16 protein-coding genes are annotated in these 17,505 nt (G+C 45.8%); 11 read left to right on the forward strand and 5 right to left on the reverse strand.

What is annotated here, in order from left to right; all coding sequences use genetic code 11:
- Positions 1-67: 67 nt before the first annotated feature.
- The gene (locus EKM89_RS06535) at positions 68-580 is read right to left on the reverse strand and encodes a hypothetical protein (protein WP_125686865.1); all 513 of its coding nucleotides are present in this window, start codon (positions 578-580) and stop codon (positions 68-70) included.
- A 191-nt stretch (positions 581-771) separates the two neighbouring features.
- Positions 772-1,701 (reverse strand): AEC family transporter, encoded by a 930-nt coding sequence (locus EKM89_RS06540; protein ID WP_125686867.1) that lies wholly within the window; start codon positions 1,699-1,701, stop codon positions 772-774.
- Positions 1,702-1,943: 242 nt separating this feature from the next.
- On the opposite strand from EKM89_RS06540, the gene EKM89_RS06545 reads away from it, so the two are divergent.
- Both EKM89_RS06545 and EKM89_RS06550 read left to right on the forward strand, forming a co-directional pair.
- The gene (locus EKM89_RS06545; protein WP_125686869.1) at positions 1,944-2,159 is read left to right on the forward strand and encodes a hypothetical protein; all 216 of its coding nucleotides are present in this window, start codon (positions 1,944-1,946) and stop codon (positions 2,157-2,159) included.
- On the forward strand, positions 2,149-2,340 hold the full coding sequence (locus tag EKM89_RS06550) for a hypothetical protein (protein ID WP_125686871.1): 192 nt from the start codon (positions 2,149-2,151) through the stop codon (positions 2,338-2,340). Before EKM89_RS06545 ends, EKM89_RS06550 begins: the two co-directional genes overlap by 11 nt.
- A 275-nt stretch (positions 2,341-2,615) precedes the next feature.
- On the opposite strand, the gene EKM89_RS06555 is transcribed toward EKM89_RS06550, so the two are convergent.
- Complete coding sequence (locus EKM89_RS06555) at positions 2,616-3,989, reverse strand: hemolysin family protein (RefSeq protein WP_125686872.1); 1,374 nt, start codon at positions 3,987-3,989, stop codon at positions 2,616-2,618.
- Between the two features lie 209 nt (positions 3,990-4,198).
- Between EKM89_RS06555 and EKM89_RS06560 the strand changes: the two genes are divergently transcribed.
- The 7 genes from EKM89_RS06560 (at position 4,199) to EKM89_RS06585 (ending at position 12,549) form a co-directional block, all read left to right on the forward strand.
- The gene (locus tag EKM89_RS06560) at positions 4,199-4,561 is read left to right on the forward strand and encodes a hypothetical protein (protein ID WP_125686874.1); all 363 of its coding nucleotides are present in this window, start codon (positions 4,199-4,201) and stop codon (positions 4,559-4,561) included.
- A gap of 438 nt (positions 4,562-4,999) precedes the next feature.
- Positions 5,000-5,512: a glycosyltransferase family 2 protein gene (locus EKM89_RS14185; RefSeq protein WP_225421834.1), complete on the forward strand. Its 513-nt coding sequence runs from the start codon at positions 5,000-5,002 to the stop codon at positions 5,510-5,512.
- A complete protein-coding gene (locus EKM89_RS14190) occupies positions 5,513-6,073 on the forward strand; it encodes a GtrA family protein (protein WP_225421835.1) in 561 nt (186 codons plus the stop codon).
- Positions 6,066-8,051 carry a glycosyltransferase family 2 protein gene (locus EKM89_RS06570; protein WP_125686876.1) on the forward strand — a complete coding sequence of 662 codons (1,986 nt, stop codon included), beginning with the start codon at positions 6,066-6,068 and terminating at the stop codon, positions 8,049-8,051. The genes EKM89_RS14190 and EKM89_RS06570 overlap by 8 nt, the downstream gene beginning before the upstream one ends.
- 27 nt (positions 8,052-8,078) lie before the next feature.
- A complete protein-coding gene (locus EKM89_RS06575; RefSeq protein WP_125686878.1) occupies positions 8,079-9,917 on the forward strand; it encodes an ABC transporter permease in 1,839 nt (612 codons plus the stop codon).
- 28 nt (positions 9,918-9,945) lie between these two features.
- Positions 9,946-11,784, forward strand: coding sequence for an ABC transporter permease (locus EKM89_RS06580; RefSeq protein ID WP_125686880.1), 1,839 nt, complete (start codon positions 9,946-9,948; stop codon positions 11,782-11,784).
- A gap of 339 nt (positions 11,785-12,123) precedes the next feature.
- On the forward strand, positions 12,124-12,549 hold the full coding sequence (locus EKM89_RS06585; protein WP_125686882.1) for an Hsp20/alpha crystallin family protein: 426 nt from the start codon (positions 12,124-12,126) through the stop codon (positions 12,547-12,549).
- Between the two features lie 508 nt (positions 12,550-13,057).
- On the opposite strand, the gene EKM89_RS06590 is transcribed toward EKM89_RS06585, so the two are convergent.
- A complete protein-coding gene (locus tag EKM89_RS06590; protein WP_125686884.1) occupies positions 13,058-13,906 on the reverse strand; it encodes an aldo/keto reductase in 849 nt (282 codons plus the stop codon).
- Positions 13,907-13,986: 80 nt separating this feature from the next.
- Positions 13,987-14,145, reverse strand: coding sequence for a hypothetical protein (locus tag EKM89_RS14060; protein WP_164510528.1), 159 nt, complete (start codon positions 14,143-14,145; stop codon positions 13,987-13,989).
- A gap of 269 nt (positions 14,146-14,414) precedes the next feature.
- Here EKM89_RS14060 and EKM89_RS06595 point away from each other — a divergent pair, with 269 nt between their 5' ends.
- Positions 14,415-16,754, forward strand: coding sequence for a cation-translocating P-type ATPase (locus EKM89_RS06595; protein WP_125686886.1), 2,340 nt, complete (start codon positions 14,415-14,417; stop codon positions 16,752-16,754).
- A gap of 112 nt (positions 16,755-16,866) precedes the next feature.
- On the forward strand, positions 16,867-17,391 hold the full coding sequence (locus EKM89_RS06600; RefSeq protein ID WP_048733978.1) for a DUF1836 domain-containing protein: 525 nt from the start codon (positions 16,867-16,869) through the stop codon (positions 17,389-17,391).
- Positions 17,392-17,505: the final 114 nt, after the last annotated feature.

A 17,505-nucleotide genomic window follows, 5' to 3' on the forward strand; every position in this document is an offset into this window, starting at 1 on the left:
CATAAGTACTATTTCAAAATTGATAAAATCAAGTTGGGAGCATCAACGCGATTTCACGGTTGCCAACCTAATGACCAATGAATGATGCGGGCCGTTGCGTCCCATAGTCGTAAGTCGCATCGATCGTCATTCTTTTTGGTGTAAAGACGCCAACCCTGTGCCCCCGTTTTTCATAGGTCTTGAGAACGCGGTAACGGTGACCCTTGATAGTTTGGTGGCCAATCCACATTTGTGGTAGTTTGTCATAGTAGTGCTGGGCAGTGTTAAGCTGATAACTCGGTTGTGCATGTGGGTGATTGAAACGCTTGACGACGATCCGGTGATAGCCTTTAGATTTGAAAGTAAAAACTGCGGGTTTACCCCCAAAGCGTTTACCATTTTTTTCTAAGTGGTAGCTAATGCTGTGTGGTTTAATTTGAACGACCGTATAGATTTTCTCTGACGGATGGTACTGTGTCCAAGTTCCCCGTAGTGCTGTCGGAACTGCAGTGGCTGTTTGTTTGGCCAGGGCAGTCGAGCCACCGGTGATGACGAGTAGCATGGCAACGGCCCCTAATAGTAGATTGAGTTTAAGCTTCATAAATGGAATCACCCCTTTAGCACAATTATACAGTTAAATAGCAACTAAACAACCCTATAAAAAAAGTCGTCATTATACTATTTATAATTAGCGATAGTTACGGGTGAGGACCGGTCGATTTCAAATAAAATGCGTCAAATATTGAAGTATAGCTGAGCTTTTAGCTTGCCAATCAAGGAACCAAATCATCATCAGATCAGATTACTCAGCGTAAAAATTAACGGGATGGTGACTAGGCAAAGAATCGTTGATAGGCTCATCAGTGTGACAGCAGGACTTGTGTCGCCATGTGCTTGCAAAGTAAAGAGAACTACGTTGCCAGCAACCGGACAAGCGCCCATCAATACCGTGGTGTAGAGCGGGATACCCTGAACACCGAATAATCTTAGGATTAGGAGCATGATGATGGGAAAGAGTAAATTTCGGAGCAAAAGTGGTCCCCACAGCCTGTGGTCAAGCGTGTGACGATTTAATTTAACCGCGGCCAAGCTATTCCCGATGACAATCATGGACAACGGCGTGTTGATTGAGCTGACGTAGGTGATGGTCTGATTGAGCAGACTGGGGAGGTGAAGGCCACTGACGAAGATGAGCAGGCCAACCGCGATGGCCACGATGTTGGGATTCAAAAGAATCTGGTGCCAGTTAATGCGCCGGTCGCCGGTTTTATGCGGTGTGAACAGAGTAATGCCGTGAGTCCAGCAGAAAATGTTGAAGCCGGCTAGTGAAGCGACCGCAAAGAAAACACCGTTGCTGCCAAAAAGAGCACTGGCAAGGGGAACGCCCATGAACCCCGCGTTGGAGTAGACGGAGCCGAAGCGCATGATGCGTTGCAAATTAGTGTCGGCAACGTGCTTAAAAACAAGATGGGTTACGATGACCATAACGCCGTATGTGAGGAGAATACCAAGCATGACCCAGGCCAAGGCCTGCAGGCGACTCACAGAAAAGCGTTGTTCAAAGGCGTTGACGATGAGGCAGGGTGATACCACGTAAAGTAAAATATTCGTGAGATCGGTGGCAGTTTGGCCATGCATGAACCCCAACTTGTTGATGAGCAGACCGATGGCCATCAAAATAAACATTAGGGTAATCTGGCTGGTTAATTGGCCCATATCCATTGTGCATCCTTCTTTCTAAGGAATATTATGTGGTCGCTTTCGGGAAAGTGTCAATGCCATTTCATACATCGTAGTCGGTAACTGTGGAAAACACCTAAATGTAGTTGGCCTAAATCATCGTTGGTGTTCAAAAGGCAGGTCTAAAATTAATGCAGGACAGATTGTTGTTTGGGCAAAAATAGTCATATAATGAATGTGGGTGGTGCGGGGCCACCGATTCATAGGGTAGGAGGACAGGTTAGATGCGCATTAACCGATTTTTTTATCGATCCGGTGACTTCTGGGCTGGGTTGATAGCATTGATTGTTGGTTTTGGGGGATTATCACCGATTGCCGCTGACTTTTTTTATTGGATATTTTCCGTTGCATTACTGATGGTAGGTGTCTACGAACTGTTTCGTGGATTGACCAACAACCAGTCAACGGATGACAAGGAGCATAAAAAGCATGATGTTTAATAGTCATTTTTATAAATCCGTTGATTTTTGGAGCGGTGTATTGATTCTGTTACTGATGGTCTGGGACATCATGCCAGTTCGTTTAACTAGCGTGTTCTGGTGGGTCTCACTGGCCTTAGTTGTCGGTGGTATTTACTACGTGTTTAAGGGATTGTTCGGCGCCAAAAAAGTTACGAAGTGAAAATTTAGAGGCGACACTTGCTTAGGTGAGGGTTGTCTTTTTTTTACAAAAAATGAGAGTGGGACATAAGGCGGTTAGTTTGCGAGCATTAACGTGATAGCAGGAATTATGCCTGACTCTGGCATAATTTTTGCTATCGGGTTAAGCGCAACAAACTGCCTTATGTCCCACGTTTCGGCACCATAGTGGCGTAAATAAAAGTTGCTCCTTTCAGAATTATTAGATTCTGAAAGAAGCAACTTTTTGAGTTATGTCCCACTCTTTTCCCTGTATCTTCAGTTTTCTTTATCATCCTTGTCATTAGTGTCGTGGAATTCAATCTGTTTTTGTGGTTGATTGACCGTGACTTCTAACCAATTGATGAATGAGTTTTCGTAATCGAGAATCTTCAGATCGAAGTTTTCCAAATGAATAACATCGTTGACCTTCACATCAGGATAATTATCGATGATGTAACCGGCCATTGTGACGGTCTCGGTTGATTCGAATTCTTTGATATCAACGTTGAAGTACCGTTCGAAATCGTAAGTCGTCATTTTCCCATTGACCTGGAACGTGCCACTGGGTTGCTTGAAGATGTATTGGTCATTGGCATCGTCGATTTCATCACGGACAGTTCCGAACAATTCTTCGTAAATATCCTTGTCGGTAATGATTCCGGAAGTCCCACCGTATTCGTCAACGACGACCACGATAGGAGTACGCTTCTTGATCATTTGTTGTAAGACTTGCGTAATCGGTGTTGTTTCTGGTGTTGTCGAGATGTCGCGAATCAACTTATCCACGCGGACGTGGGAGTCAACTTGTTGTTGACGAATGAGGTCATAATTGTAAACGTAACCGAGAATTTTATCCTTATCGTTATCAGCAACCACAGGCAATCGACTAAAACGTTCTTGCAGGTAAACAGTCAATGCTTCCTTGACGTTGGACGTGATGTCAATAACAACCAGTTGCGTTCGGTCAATCATGATATCTTTGGCAACCTTGTCGTTTAATTCGAAGGCCCGTTGCATGTAAACCAAGTCGTTCTTTTCTAGCTCGCCACCTTCCACGGCACTGCGTGAAAGGTTTAAGATTTCCGCTTGAGAGAAGACTTCGTCACTTTCATTAGCGACTTTCAAGCCCATCATTTTGACCACCCCGGAAGCACTGGTATTGAGTAACCAGACAAACGGGTAGAACAAAACGTGGCAGTAGTGTAACGGCGTGACGATGAGCATCAATACCTTCATTGGCATGTCGATAGAGATGTTCTTAGGGACGATTTCGGTAAAGACAACTTCTAAATAAGTTAAGACCAGCACCCCGACAATTACGCTGAGCGTATGTGCCGTGGCCGTGTTCAGATGAGCAGGGGCGATTCCGCCAAGTAACAGGTCAACGAAGAACGTTTCCCCAATCCACCCTAAAATAATTCCGGCGAGGGAAACCCCCACTTGTGTCGTTGATAAATATTCATTTAAGTTGGTGACCATTTTCATGGCCCGATTAAGCTTAGTCGATGGCTTGTCCAATGCCGCAATCTTTTCTTCCAAAGCACTTGGACGCGTCTGAACCAAAGCAAACTCGCAGGCAACAAAGAAAGCTGCAAAAAAGAAGGTAATTAAAATAATAATTAGATTCACAACTATCTGACCGCTATCCACACATCATTCCTCATTTCATATCGTTCTATCTCTTTATTATAGCGCGTCTTACCGCCTTTTCACAGGGGGTGAATTGTAGCAAATTCTACCCTTTCTAAGTTCGCTTAGCAACCGAACAGACGAAAAAAGTCAGAGAAAGAATGGATTGCTTAACGTTTTGACCAAAAAGGACTAGACTAAATTTAGTAACATCAAAGGAGATTTTGATTATGGCAGATACACCAAAGGAAAAAGCAGCAACAGAAACCGTTGATATTCCAGCAGAAGATGTGGAAAAGGCAGCGAAGTTGATTCTGGATCCGGGGTATGTGACGAAAAAAGACCTACCAAAGATGGCAGATTTAGCCTGGGCAACCGCGCTATCTGATGCTGTAACTAAGTATTTCTTAAACGACGACGATGACCATGACCCGTACGTTTACTTCGAGCAGTTCGACTTTGATGGTGGGGACATCGATTCTATTATCTTCAACATGGATATCATTAAGACTAGAGACGACGCTTTGCACGACCTAGCAGAAGCTCTAGACGAAAAAATTGTGAACAACGAAGTTCAACAAACGACCTATTAATTCGTTACTTGGAAATAAGAGTGAGTCAGAGATAATATCTCGGACTCATTTTTTTATATATTATGGCTGATTTATAATGTCACCTTAGTCAATGGTAAACACTAAAGATAATATAGCGGAATTGACTATTGGAAGTGAATGTAGCAGCTGGATTGCTGGTGTGGGGGAATAACGCGAGATGATGCAGTACTTGTGTATGAAAACGTTGCCCGTAATAATGAGCTCATAACCGCCTAATTAACGGCGAATTCAAGATTAATTAGGTGGAATTATTTGGCTACCCAGTCTGCCGAGAGTGTCTAGAAACAGTAGGCACTTTTCATATTTTGTTATAACATGTACGTAGACTTATATATGAAAAACAATTCTATTTTTGATTAGAATTAATTAACGAGGTTTAGTGTTTATACAGCGCCTCGGCTCTCAGGGGAAAAAGATATGCAAACCTTTGGTGTACTCATTCCGGCACTTAATCCGGATCAAAAATTAATCGACCTGTTGCACCAGTTACTGGTTAGCAACGGGCCAATTTCAACGATTCTAATAGTTGACGATGGAAGTAGCGCGGCTCATCAACTGATTTTTAAGCAAATTGAAAGTATGCGTGATTCGCGATTACACGTATTACACCACGATCATAATCGCGGCAAGGGTGCAGCCCTAAAGACCGGCTTTCAATTTTATCTCGATCAGGCCACGCCGGTAACGGGAGTGGCGACCATGGATTCTGATGGTCAACATACGGTAGTGGCGTTAGAAAAATGTTTAGCGTTAGCCGGTCAGCGTCCAGGTGATCTGGTCATTGGTGCCCGTAAGTTTACGGAGGATATTCCGTTTCGAAGTCGGTTTGGCAATTTGCTAACGGATGGGCTGGTCCGACTAATCACGCACCAAACGATTAGCGATACGCAGACGGGATTGCGGGTCATTCCAATGAGCTACGTCCATTAATTGATTAATTTTCCTGGTGAACGGTTTGAATTTGAATTTGATATGCTATTAGAAGCTAAAAAGTATGACGTGACCATCAGTGAACAGCCTATTCCGACGATTTATCTCGATGGTAATTCCTCGTCTCATTTTCGGGTTATCCGAGATTCCGTTGCCATTTATTCACGGTTTCTAAAGTTTTCGGCGAGTGGTTTGATGTCGTTTTTGGTGGATATTGGTTTGTTCACCTTACTAATGAGCCTCATTGGCAATCATTCGCTGCGGACCATCATGGTGGCTACGGTCATTGCACGGTTATTATCGGCAATCGTCAATTACTTGTTGAATCGACACATGGTGTTTGGCAATGCCGGTGAGCAAACGCTGCTAAAGTATGGTGCGTTACTTGCCGTGCAGACGGTTGCATCTGGTTATTTGACACACGGGTTAACCGTTTTGTTGCCATTTGGTTCCGCACACTGGGCCCCGACGGTCGCTAAGATGTTGGGGGACTTCTGTCTATTTCTGATCAGTTACTACATTCAAAAGAATTTGATTTTCAAAGAGGGACAGCATGTCTAATAAGCGTCGAGCAGTTTACATTTTAGCCATCGTTTTGTCGGTGATCTATTTATTGTGGCGGGTATTTTTTACTATCCCGTGGCATGCTAATATTTTTACGCTAATTTTTGCGTTGCTCTTAGTTATTAGCGAAATCTTATCTAACTTCACCGGCTTCATCCTAATTTTCTTCCGGATGTTAGCGACACGTAAAAAACAAGACATTACCATTCCGGATTACGATCCAACACAAACGGTGCCTGACGTCGACTTAATTATTGTGACCCATAACGAAGAAGTTGAATTGTTACGAAAAACGGTGAATGCCGCTACGTTCATTGATTATCCGGATAAAAGTAAAGTTCACGTCGTCATTTCTGATGATGGGAACCGACCGGAAGTTAAGGCACTAGCTGAGCATTACCACGTCGGGTACTCTGGCGTGATTAATAACAAGAAGGCCAAGTCCGGTAACATCAACAGTACGATGGCTAAGCTAGATTCGCCGTTGTTTGTGATTTTTGATACGGATATGATTCCGTTCTCGGGGTTCTTAAATGCCACGGTTCCCTTATTTCAGGAAAACTTTCGACAACTAGAAGAAGATCCGGATAATACCGAACCATTGGGCTTCGTGCAAACACCGCAAAGCTTTTATAACGCCGACATTTTCCAGTTCAATTTATTTTCCGAAAAGGTAATTCCTAACGAACAGGATTTCTTTTCTCGGGACGTCAATGTCCTCAACGGGGGCAATAAGCGGGCGTTGTTCACCGGGTCCAATGCGGTCTTCCTGCGTAAGGCTGTGGATGAAGTCGGGGGCTTTCCGACCGATACCATTACTGAAGACTTTGAGTTGGGAACCATGCTGAACATGGAGGGGTATATCAGCCTAGCGACAAAGGTGCCTGAATCTAGTGGGATTACGCCAATTGACTTAAAAGGGGTCATTAAACAGCGGACCCGCTGGGCGCGAGGCGTTATTCAAAGCTGTCGGAACCTGCATATCTTTACGAACCCGAAGCTGTCTTGGATCAACCGACTGATTTTGATCAACACCTACTTTTATTGGTGGGCGTTCTTCCGGCGCATGGTCTACATTACTGCGCCAATTCTATATGCGTTATTTAAAATTCAAGTTGTTAATGCTAATTTCTGGGTCTTAATGGTTGTATGGGCTCCAGGGTACTTCCTTCTCCACTATGTGATGGGGGACACCTCGGGCATGCACGAAACCAACGGGAAGATTCGAAATGAACGTTGGGGTGAAGTGCAGGAAACCTTTTTTGCACCGTACCTCTTTATTCCAGTCCTTCTGGAAACCTTGGGGATTAAAGCTAAGAAGTTTAAGGTGACGTCGAAGAACGTCACCATCTCGCTAAAGGATCGGCTGTACATCCTACCGTACTTCTTCCTTTGGGCGATTACCCTGCTTTCCATCATTAAGTTTAACTATGGAAAATATGGATCAGAAATTTTAGTCGGTAGTGTTATTACGTTCTGGCTATTAATGCACTTTATTAATTTAAGTATGTGCCTATTTATTGCTATGGGGCGCCGGGTCTACCGAAAGAACGAGCGGTTTACCCGGCAGATTTCTGGCCAGGTTCGTCGCGACCAGACCTGGCATCCATTTACCACGGAAGATGTCTCTGAGGGGGGGATTGCGTTTACCATGCCTAAAGATAGTGGCATTGAACTCAAGGAAGGCGATAAAATCGATTTCCAATTAGAGTACCGGCACGAGGAAATCATCCTGCATGGTAAAATTGCGCGAATCAGTCATCGGGGCAAGCAGGCTATCTATAGTGCAATGGTTTCCGTTGAACCGGATCGCAACCGAGATTATTATCTGCAACTAATCTATGACGGGGCTAACCGGACCTTGCCGCGGGTCCAGGATGCTTGGATTACCCCATTTGATGAGCTCTATATGAACTTCATCGTTCGGGCGCGGGCGTTCGAACGTAACTTTGGTCGGCGATTCAACCGGTTCTAAATTTGAGAAGAGAGTGGGTGGCCAACCGTGTCGTGGCTGGGATTAGGCGTATATGTGTTGGGATTGATCGGTTACGGGGGAACTCTTCGTCGATTAGGTGTTAGTCCTTACCTTTCTTGGATCACAGCCATGTTGTTTCAAATCGTTGTGCTGTACGGATGCGCGATGGTTGGCATCCTAAACATGGGAATTCAGTGGGTTACTTACGCTGGGATTGCGCAGCTGGTTTTGTGGACTGTGCTGAGTTTTTGGCGAAAGGCCCAACTACAATTCGAAGGGATTCACTTATTTGATTTTTGGATGATTACTTTAGGGTTGGCCATGGGCCAAGTGCTTTACCACAGTCCCTTAGTTCATTACGATAATTTCTCTCACTGGGCCGTTATGGTCAAATTTATGTTTTTCAGTGGCCGATTACCGGGGGCAGCGGACAAATTAATTTCCTTTACTTCTTATCCGCCAGCAACGGCGCTGTACATTACGCAAGTGCTACATTGGACTGGTTTTAGTGAAGGGGCAATGTTACTTGCCCAGTTTGCTCTGATCTGGGCGGCCGCGTATTCGGTCTTTGCCGTGCTACGGGACCGAACGCGAGCATTGATGGGGATGCTGCTCTGCTTGACGATTGCGATATCGTTTGTCTTTAACATCGCGATTCGCTTGAACAATCTGTTGGTGGACTATGTGTTACCAATTCTGGCAGTTGCTGCGATTGCCGGTATCTGGGCTTACCGTAAGCGCCCGTGGGTGCTGAGCGGACACGTGGCACTCTTTGTGGCCGCGTTACTATTAGTCAAAAACTCAGCAACCTTCTTCGTGGTCGTGATCGGGGTCTATTTCTTAGTCACCTTGATTCAAAATAATCGCGAGCACTGGTATGTTGCGACTCTCCGGATACCCGTCCAAGCCGCGTTGACACTTGGTCTGGCCGCGATTCCGTTTTTAATATGGAACTGGCACGTGAAGACCACCTTTACCGTTTCCAAGCACGAAATTAGTTCGCAAGCCTACGCAAATCAGTTGTCGGGTGAAAGTGCCAAGACAATTTTGAAAATTTTTCATAAGTTTCTGGATCAGATTATGAGCTTAGGATCGCTATCTACGCAGGGAATTCTGTTGATCAATGTGATTCTAATTGGTGCTTGGGTCATGATTCGGTTTGGGAGTCAGCAGAAGAATCGGTTACTGTGGGTCGCGGTGATGCTCGACGTTATTTTCTTGCTATACTATGGGAGCTTATTTGGGATGTACATTCTGTCTATGCCTTACGCAGAAGCTATCTTACTGGATGGGTTTGAGCGGTACATGGGCAGTACGGTGATTCTGAACCTCTATATTGGGGCGATGTTTCTGGTCCGTGCCATGGACGGTGCCATGTATGAGCAGAATTTTCAAAAGCGAGATTCACGTTCGTTTGCGACGATTGTGACAAAGAACGCTTATCAAATTGGAACGTTGATCGTTGGTTTTTTCGCAATCACCATGATGTATTCGGAAATCACTGGGACTAAGTTTACAAACGAAATGAACCACAATACGTTGCCCTTACAATTACAGCGGGACTCGAAGCCATGGACGCACTTAAATCATAAAAAGATTTTGGTTGTGGACCCGCATGCCGGCGATGTCGCCGATTATTATGCTGGGTATGCCGCACGATATTACTACTTCACGGACAAGGCGGTGGGTCAGGAAGACTTTATGGTGACACCAGCTGTCTTTAAGCAAACCGTACAAAGCTATCAGTACGTGGTGATTCCGGAATACCATCGAACCTTTACCAAGCTGACGAAGCGGGTTTATCATCAAAAAATCAAGACAGGACTGTTCAAGATTCATAAACATTATTTGCAGCGAATGCACTAGGTGCGGTTGCTAGGAGAGAGGTGTCAGCTTGTCCTGGTTAGGCTTACTATTAATTGCTTTATCGCTAATGGGGTATAACGGCAGTATCCGCCGGTTGGGGGTTAGTCCCTATCTCGCATGGATTACGAGCATCTTAGTGCAGATTCTCATGGACTATGTCTTTGCGATGCTGGGGCTTCTGCACTTGGGATTACAACTGGTGACCTTTTTTGGTGTGCTATTATTGGTAATTCGATTAATACTGGGGCATTTTGGCAAGGGATCACTCAAGTTTGAAGGAATTCATAGTTTTGATTTCTGGATGGTGAGTCTGGGCCTAGTTATGGCATACGTGCTGTACCATAGTCCGTTGGTCCATTACGATAATTTTTCTCATTGGGCGGTTATCGTTAAATTTCTAACGTTTACGGGTCGGCTACCAGGCGCGCACGACGCAATAATTTCGTTTACGTCGTATCCACCAGCAACTGCGTTATGGATTACGCAAATGGTGACCTGGACTGGGTACAGTGAAGGGGCCATGCTAGTTGCGCAATTCGGTTTGATCTGGGCAGCTTCCTATGCAATCTTTAACGTCTTACGGAATAGAACACGGAGCCTGACATCATTTATCTTGTGTCTGACTATCGCGGTTTCTTACGTGTTTAACATTAATATTCGATTGAACAATTTATTAGTTGATTACGTGTTACCGATTATCACGGTGGCCGGGCTGGTCGGCATCTATATCTATCGAAAGCAGCCGTGGCATTTGAGTGCGCACGTTGCCATTTTTAGTGCAAGTCTCTTACTAGTTAAGAATTCGGCAGCTTTTTTTGTCGCCGTTCTGGTTGTTTACTTCTTGTATGAGCTGATTACGAATGCCCAAGGGCACTGGTACTGGAGGATCTTCAGTATTCCAGCCCGATTTGCAGTGACCTTGGTAGTGGCTTTGGCGCCGTTTCTTTGGTGGGAACGGCACGTGAAAACGACCTTTACCGAATCTAAGCATGAAATTAGTGCACAGGCCTATTCTCATCAACTATCGGGCGAAGGGACCACGCACATCGTTAAAATTGGGGAGAAATTTCTGCATCAAATCATGAGTCTTAATTCGTTGTCGACTCAGGGAATTATTTTGATCAATGTTATCCTATTCGGTGGCTGGTTCGTTATTCATTACCGGAATCGGCAACGTAATCAGCTACTCGGAATGTTGATTTTACTGGACTTTGTATTTATTCTCTACTATGGAAGTCTGTTCGGCATGTACATCTTATCTATGCCGTACGCCGAAGCAATTGTTCTAGATGGGTTTGAACGGTACATGAGCAGTACGGTGATTCTGAACCTCTTTATTGGGGCAATGGTCTTGGTACGCGCCATAGACCGCACTTTTTACGAGCAGGATTTTAGCAAACGTGATCTACGAGGGTTCAAGTCAATTGTGACGAAAAACACCTATCAACTGGCAACCTTTCTGATGATTTTCTTTGCGATTATCATGATGTATTCGGAAATCAATGGGACGAAATATACCAACATTTATAATCGAGGGACGTTGCCAATTCAACTGGATAAGACCTCAAAACCGTGGACGAAGTTGAGCCACACAAAGATTTTGATCGTTGATCCGCATCCAGGAGACGTGGATAGTTATTATGCGGGTTACTTGGCTAATTACTACTACTTCACAGATAAAGCGGTCGGTCAGGAGAACTTTATGGAGTCCAAGTCGGACTTTAAGAAGAACGTTCTCCGGTATCAGTACGTCGTGGTTCCTGAGTATCACCATACGTTTACGGTCATGGTGCGAAAGGTCTTCCATCAGCGCGTCCGCACCGGGTTATACAAGGTGGAACGAGACGGTTTGGAACGTAAACATTAAGTGTAACTTTGGTCACTGTAGAGAGATGTTCTGCAGTGGCCATTTTTGACTAAGTGATGACAAGTAGGAGTTTACCACACAAAAACGAACAAATGTTCACGTTTACAAAGACTGAACATAACCTTTACATACTTGACGTGATTTGATTTTATTTGACCTTTAATGTAAAGATATGATTTTAATATGATGTAGATTTCACATCTATAAATATAATCCCTGTTTTGACAGCGTTTTCCAGCACAAATTAGCACTGTATTGCATCGAGTGCTAATTGCTTGCATTTCTGACCATTCCTGACTATTATAGATAATGTAATCAAGTAGAAAGGGGCTATGAATTATGGCTAATGACGTTATGAACCGGAACTTTGATTTATTTGATCCAATGAATTTCTTCAATGAAGTGGGTAACTTGGGTCATGACATGTTTAATGGTGATGGCAATATGAAGACAGATGTGGTCGAACACGACAAAGACTACGTGGTTACGGCTGAGTTGCCAGGTTTTAAGAAGGACGACATCCACGTTGACTATCGCGATGATACATTACGTATTTCTGGTAAGACTGAGGTCAATCAATCTTCTAAGGACGACGATGGCCGGGTTCTCCGTCAAGAGCGGAGTAGTCAAAACGTTGCGCGTTCCTTCTATCTCCCAGACATTGATTTGAAGAACGTTCAGGCAAAGTATGACGCAGGAATTTTGACGCTGACCTTGCCAAAGCAAACCAAAGTTGACGATAATCATGAAATCAGCATTAACTAACTCTAATAGGTAAACGCCCACCCGAGATGTGTTCTTGGGTGGGCGTTTTTGTGTCTCTTTTGGTGTTGAGGGCTTAAGATATTTTTTGTCATTAACGAGAACTGCGCAGATAGTCAACGATGGTTTAGGCTTTGATAAAATTATCGACAATATTTAATTTAGTCAACGCAAAAAACCATGTGAACGTCCTAAAGCGGATGTCCTCATGGATTTACAATTAATACCTAAAGGTTGAAAGCCAAAATGTTTGCGTTACTCTTGCGACAGTAGGAACTATCACGGCTAAATTAATGAAAATAGCCGCACTCCGGCTCTGATTGTGCGCGTCACTTCTAATCACTGAATCCCAAGTGGTTGCTAAAGTTTAAGCATAATTCAACAGCGCTCCTAGCGGCATGATCCATATCTGCTGACCGGTAAGGCGATGGTTGGACAACGTTGCCTAATTTTAGACCCAGTATCGTGGTGACAACAGTCATAATGTGTGTTTGGAAACTTTCAACCTCAATTAATACTGTTTCCCAGTCTCGTAAACGATTTCTGGTTCATTTCCGGTCCGTTCGTTCTTATTCAACAGGTCGATCATGGTCATTTCATCTTCAGCCAAGGAAAAGTCAAAGATATCGGCGTTTTCTTGAATTCGGTCCACGTGAGTTGACTTTGGAATGGGCAACAGGCCGTGCTGCAACTCCCAGCGTAAAATAACCTGGGCAGGTGTTTTGCCTTGATGCTTCGCAATTTTAGCCAACATTGGGTTATCTAAAACGACGCGCCGGCCTAAAGGACTCCAGGCTTCCGTGACGATTTTTTTGTCGTGGTCGAAGTCGAGTAGTGCCTGTTGGTTCAGGTAGGGATGGTATTCGACCTGGTTGACGACCGGCATCTCTTTGGCCTGTGTGGCGAGCAACTCTAGATGAGCCATGGTGTAATTGGAAACACCAATGGACTTCACTTTACCATCAGCCTTCAACTGTTCCATGGCGCGCCAGGTGTCGAAGAAGTATTCGTGGACCGGCCAGTGGACTAATAGGAGATCCAAATAGTCTGTTTGTAGCCGTTTCAGTGACCCTTCAACGGCCTTCATCGTCCGGTCGTAACCTTGGACCACTTCGGCCACCTTACTCGTCAAAAAGAGGCCTTCTCGGGGCAAGCCTAACTGCTGGAGTGTTGGTCCGAGAATATCTTCGTTGCGGTACATCATGGCCGTGTCGAACATCCGGTAACCGGCGTTCCAAGCGGCATCAATGGTCGTATTCATTGTGTCTTGGTCGCCAATTAAATAGGTCCCGAATCCCATGACGGGCATGTGGTTGCCGTCGGCGAGTTCGATTGTATCCGTAATCTTGGTGGGTGTCATCGTGTGTTCCTCCTTGACGGCAAATGTCGTCAGCGTAATATGTCTAGTTTAGGCTAAATTTATCAAAATGACAACGCTTTCTATCGACGCTTGAATTGGTCGTAAAGGTTAATGGACGCTTCGATCAACATGCCAAACGACATGAGCCACATGGCGAGCATGTCTTGATGGGCTAACATACATCCAAGCAAAATTAAGTAAAGTATAAATAGAATAACAGCTGTTGATTTGTGATTCATGATGATTCCTCCCGTGTATTAGTTTGACCATTTTATCAGTCGAGTTCGACCAATTGCAGGTCGGCAGATGGTAGAAATCAGCGCGCCTACGCGGTTGGTACGTGAGCTGGTTTCTGCAATCTTCCTAATTTCAGTATAGCCGTTTCGGTGCTGACCGTTAAATCGGTAGCGATTCGCTTAAGGATAGGGAAAACCCAAACGGATTAGGAGAGCGCTAACAAAATATCTAGTACAATGGGGGTAACGAAACGGTAAAGGAGGCTGGTGTGATGGCAGACCGTTATTTACCACCGATTACTAGCGGATTGACGGCCGCTGAGGTCAAAGAGCGAATCGCTGCGGGCCAACAGAATGACCCGTTACCGCCGCTGACTCGGAGTGTTCAACAAATATTTAGGGACAATTTATTAACCCTGTTCAACTTAATCAACCTGCTTCTGGGGGGACTGGTCCTGTTCACCGGAAGCTATAAAAACTTACTCTTTTTAGGCGTGGTCGTGGTCAACACGGGAATTGGTATCTTCCAGGAAATTCGGTCCAAACGCCAAGTGGATAAGCTGGCCTTGTTATCGGAGGCTAACATTAATATCCTACGTGAGGGGCAGGTCACCCCCCATCATCAAGACGCCATTGTCATTGATGACCTACTCGAAATTGGGCGGGGTGACCAGTTACCCGTGGACGGATTGATTCGTGACACGCAAGGCATGGAGGTCGATGAATCCCAAATTACGGGAGAATCAACGCCCATTATCAAACAGACCGGGGATGCATTGGTTTCCGGGAGCGTCATTCTTGGTGGTCGCGCCGTCGTGCAAACAACGGCGGTCGGGAGTGGAAGCTTCGTCAAACAACTGGCACACTCGGCTAAACAGAAGCACCGGACGGCCAGCCAACTGCTGACGATTATTAATCGAATTATTAAAGTGCTGACGTTTGCCATCATTCCTTTAGGTGCCGCGCTATTTATCTCGGCCATGATGCGCGGACAGAGTCAAAACCGCGCGATTCTAGGGACCGTGGCCTCTATGGTCGGTATGATTCCGGAGGGACTAGTCCTGTTGACGTCCGTGGCGCTGGCGGCGGGGGCCTTTACACTGGGTCGCCGGCACGTTCTGGTTCGGGAGTTGCCCGCCATCGAAGCACTTGCTCGGGTGGATGTCCTGTGCTTAGACAAGACGGGGACCATTACCAATGGGCTCTTACAGCTGGAAAGCGTTGAACCACTGGCTCAGCAATCGACCGACCAACTCAACGCCATTCTAGCCGAACTGGTGGCTGCGACGGGGGACGATAACGAAACGGCTCAGGCTGTCCAGACGGCCCTCGGCACGCCAACGGTTGCGGCCGACGCCATTTTACCGTTCTCTTCCGGTCGTAAATGGAGCGGGGCGGCCTTTGACCAGCACGCGTACGTCATGGGGGCCCCGGAGTTTATCTTTGAAACAGTGCCGAACGCCGTTAAACAGCGAATTCAAGTGCTGGCGGCGCAAGGGTATCGGGTGCTTTTATTGGCCGAAGTCGACGATTTGACGACGCCCCATCCGGTTAATCCACGTGCAATCGGACTCTTGTTGATCACCGATGAACTGCGGCCACGCGCCAAGGATACATTTAGTTTCTTTGCCAATCAAGATGTCGCGTTAAAGGTGATCTCCGGGGATAACCCCGTCACGGTCGCCAGCATTGCTGAACGTGCCGGAATTGCCGGGGCCAAGCAACTGGTTGACATGAGCCAGGTGGGTGCTGAACCGGATTACGACCGTCTTGTTGATGAAAATAACGTATTCGGCCGGGTCACGCCGCAGCAAAAGGAACAACTGATCACAGCCTATCAACGTGCTGGTCATACGGTGGCAATGACTGGGGATGGGGTCAACGATTTGCTGGCCCTACGCCAAGCCGACTGTAGTATTGCCATGGCATCCGGAAGCGAGGCAACTAAGAGTCTAGCTGATTTTGTCCTGGTCGACTCGAACTTTGATGCGATGATTAACGTCCTTAATGAGGGGCGACGAGTCATCAACAACATCGAACGAGTCGCGTCCCTATTTTTAATCAAAACGATGTATTCGGTCGTGCTCACCCTGATCTTTATTTTCATGACACGTAGTTATCCGTTCGAGCCGATTCAGCTGACTCCCATCTCATCATTAATGGTGGGGATACCAACGTTTTTCCTGGCGCTGCAGCCTAACTATGCCCGCATCACGGGCCGGTTCATGCAGCAAGTTATGGAGATCGCTGCGCCGGCTGCTATCTGCGTAGTCAGCTACATCCTGGTTATTATGGCGATTGGGACGCAATTTAGTCTGAGCTTTGCCACGACCTCGACGTTGAGTGTCTTGATGACCGGATTGATCAGCCTAAATGCGTTACTGATGGTTGCCCGACCACTGAACCGCTTCAAGATAGCGTTGGTGGTAATTATGGCTGGTCTGTTTGCAGTGATTTTCCTGTTCTTTGGCCCAATTTTCTCCTTAGTCAGTCTATTGAATTGGAAATTAGCGTTGCTTTATCTGCCATTAATGGCGAGCGTCGTTCCGGTCTTTATCGTGGTACAGGACATTTTGGGTCACCGGATTCTAAGTCGGATTCGGTGGCGTTAACCCGTTACTGGTCTTTTCACTAGGTGAATTCCCGGATTTATTTCTTAGCTAGTCACTGTGACTAGATTCTATGCTATAATCGGAGGTAGAAACGGAAGGGTAGGGAAGTAACATGGCTGATTTTAATCAATACACCCGCTGGGAACATCAGATGCACGGCGTTAGACTCCCACGCTGGGATGATTTACCGAAGTTTGACCTCTACATGGACCAGGTCACGGCGCTGATCAACGATGTGCTGGGACCGCTGGGAATCGACACGATTACGCCGGCAATGATCAATAATTATGTGAAGCACAACGTCATTTTGGCACCCGTTAAGAAGAAATATCAGACCATGCAGCTGACAGATATTTTGATGATCAGCCTTCTCAAGCCCATGTTCCAAACGGATACGGTCCGCTCGGGAATCGATCAGATTACGGCTGGCGACTATCCCAAACAGGCTTACGATAATTTCATTGGCCAATTGGAAGACCGACTTCATCATCTTGGTGAAGAACAGGTCCAACCGGCTGCAAAGGACTTAAATGAAAAGCTGATGCAGGTAGCTGTTGACGCGGTGGTTGCCCGGCTTCAGTCGGAAAAGCTGCTGCATTTGATCAAGCGGCCATTACGAAAAATTGAGAAGAAATAAGCGTGATTGAAGTGAACCCCCAAGGTTGGACAGAAATGGTTCTTCGTCAACTGTTGTTGGTGAACAAAATATTGGAGTTCTAATCACTTGGTGATTAGGGCTCTTTTTGTATGA

The organism is Levilactobacillus fujinensis (assembly GCF_003946335.1).
In the GTDB taxonomy this organism is placed as follows: Bacteria; Bacillota; Bacilli; order Lactobacillales; family Lactobacillaceae; genus Levilactobacillus; species Levilactobacillus fujinensis.

Excerpts from the sequence above, each read along its gene's own strand:
- EKM89_RS06535 (WP_125686865.1), bottom strand. The coding sequence starts at position 580 with ATGAAGCTTAAACTCAATCTACTATTAGGGGCCGTTGCCATGCTACTC.
- EKM89_RS06560 (WP_125686874.1), top strand. The coding sequence starts at position 4,199 with ATGGCAGATACACCAAAGGAAAAAGCAGCAACAGAAACCGTTGATATT.
- EKM89_RS06590 (WP_125686884.1), bottom strand. The coding sequence starts at position 13,906 with ATGACACCCACCAAGATTACGGATACAATCGAACTCGCCGACGGCAAC.
- EKM89_RS06600 (WP_048733978.1), top strand. The coding sequence starts at position 16,867 with ATGGCTGATTTTAATCAATACACCCGCTGGGAACATCAGATGCACGGC.
- EKM89_RS14060 (WP_164510528.1), bottom strand. The coding sequence starts at position 14,145 with ATGAATCACAAATCAACAGCTGTTATTCTATTTATACTTTACTTAATT.
- EKM89_RS06550 (WP_125686871.1), top strand. The coding sequence starts at position 2,149 with ATGATGTTTAATAGTCATTTTTATAAATCCGTTGATTTTTGGAGCGGT.
- EKM89_RS06585 (WP_125686882.1), top strand. The coding sequence starts at position 12,124 with ATGGCTAATGACGTTATGAACCGGAACTTTGATTTATTTGATCCAATG.
- EKM89_RS06595 (WP_125686886.1), top strand. The coding sequence starts at position 14,415 with ATGGCAGACCGTTATTTACCACCGATTACTAGCGGATTGACGGCCGCT.
- EKM89_RS06540 (WP_125686867.1), bottom strand. The coding sequence starts at position 1,701 with ATGGATATGGGCCAATTAACCAGCCAGATTACCCTAATGTTTATTTTG.
- EKM89_RS06545 (WP_125686869.1), top strand. The coding sequence starts at position 1,944 with ATGCGCATTAACCGATTTTTTTATCGATCCGGTGACTTCTGGGCTGGG.
- EKM89_RS14185 (WP_225421834.1), top strand. The coding sequence starts at position 5,000 with ATGCAAACCTTTGGTGTACTCATTCCGGCACTTAATCCGGATCAAAAA.
- EKM89_RS06570 (WP_125686876.1), top strand. The coding sequence starts at position 6,066 with ATGTCTAATAAGCGTCGAGCAGTTTACATTTTAGCCATCGTTTTGTCG.